We start from the raw sequence: 1,644 nt of genomic DNA, 5'->3' as shown, positions 1-1,644 counted from the left end.
GCGGGTCGAGGTCGGGTCGAGCGCCGAGCAGGGCTCGTCCATCAGCAGGATGTCCGGCGAGACGGCCAGCGACCGCGCGATGCACAGGCGCTGCTGCTGGCCGCCGGAGAGCGAGCCGCCGGGGGCGTCGAGACGGCTCGCCACCTCGTCCCAGAGACCGGCCTGGCGCAGGCTGGTCTCCACCAGGTGCTCGCGTTCGTCCCTGGCGACCTTGATGCCGGCGAGCTTGAGCCCGCTGGAGACGTTGTCCTTGATCGACATCGCCGGGAAGGGGTTCGGCCGCTGGAACACCATGCCGATCCGGCGGCGCACCTCGGCGGGACGCCGGCCGGGCCGGTAGACGTCGTCCCCGTCCAGCAGCACCTCGCCGGAGAGCGCGGCGCCGCGGATCATCTCGTGCATCCGGTTGAGGATCCGCAGGTAGGTGGACTTGCCGCAGCCGGACGGTCCGATCAGGGCGGTCACCTCCCCGGCGGGCATCGCGAGCGAGACCCGCTCCAGCACCTTGCGGGAGCCGAACCAGGCGGAGACGTCCCGGGTCTCCAGACCGGCCAGCACGGGCTCCTGGTCGTAACCGTCGTAGTGCGCGTCCTGCGGGTACAGCAGGTGCTGCCCGTCCTGCTCGGCGTACTCGGCCGGCGGGACGGCGGGCAGCGTCATCGTGGTCTCGTCGGCCCCCGGGGCCTGGTCGTGCGGCAGATCGGTCATCGGTGCATCCGTCATCGGTACGGTCCTCCGGGCGCGCTTCAGTAGAGGTTGGGCAGCAGGGCGGCGGCGTTCTCGTAGACCGCCCAGAGCAGCGCGCCGATCACCGGCGCGAGGCTGAGGTAGGCGGCCGAGCGGTGCCAGTACCGGGCCAGTACGACGGCGGCGGTCACCGCGCCGAGCAGGCCCAGCGACCACAGCTGCAGCGTGGCCAGCGCGCCCTTGTCGGCGGCCAGCGCCTTGTCGTACGGCACAGTGGCGGGGCGCCCGCCCGGGTTGACCACCGCGTCGCCGTCCAGCCGGGCGCCGATCATCAGCGTCGAGCGCGGAATCCAGTCGGAGTCGCTGGTCACCAGCACCAGCCGGTTGCGCACCGGGTCCGCGATCGGGTGGTCCTCGTCGCCGTACACGTTGACGGTGTAGGTGAACTTGCCCTGCCCGGTGGTGGCCTCGATCTTGTCGCCCACCCGCAGCTTGGTCAGCTCGGCGAACGGCGCCCCGAAGGTCGCCCCGCGGCCGAACAGCACCGCCACGCCGGTCTGCCCGGGCAGCGCGGTGTCCCGGCGGTGGCCGGGACCCTTCATGAGGTCCCGGCCGGTGGTGCCCTCCACCACGACCGCCTGGTGCAGCCCGATCGCCGGGATGTCCAGCAGGGCGACGGGGGAGCCGGCCGGGGCCTTGCCGGTCGGCGCGGTCGCCTTGGCGAGCTGGTCGCGGAAGGATTTGTAGGAGGTGGACTGGAAGTGCTTCTGCTGCACGTGCGAGAGGGTGAAGAGGTAGCCGACGAAGCCCATGGTGAGCGCCGCCAGCAGGCTCACCGCCCAGGCCGCCTGCAAGAACCGGACCCGCTTGGCCGTCCGGCCGGGGCCGCCGGTGTCGGGCCCGGACGGAGCGGTCTCCGGCGCGGGCGCGGGGGCGGGCGCGGGGGGGGGGGGGGCG

At 73.3% G+C, this 1,644-nt stretch carries 1 protein-coding gene and 1 pseudogene; both read right to left on the bottom strand.

All coding sequences use genetic code 11. The features are described 5' to 3' along the window. A pseudogene (locus tag ABD308_RS22000) lies at nt 1-558 on the bottom strand (phosphate ABC transporter ATP-binding protein); the annotation flags it as partial. A 188-nt stretch (nt 559-746) separates the two neighbouring features. Beyond that, on the bottom strand, nt 747-1,644 hold an 898-nt coding region (locus tag ABD308_RS21995), incomplete at its 5' end, for a sortase (protein WP_344337829.1).

The sequence above is a fragment of the Kitasatospora putterlickiae genome (assembly GCF_039527695.1).
GTDB classification, from domain to species: domain Bacteria; phylum Actinomycetota; class Actinomycetes; order Streptomycetales; family Streptomycetaceae; genus Kitasatospora; species Kitasatospora putterlickiae.
The sequence above is the reverse complement of the archived record's forward strand: the minus strand, read 5'-3'. Positions and strand labels throughout refer to the sequence as shown.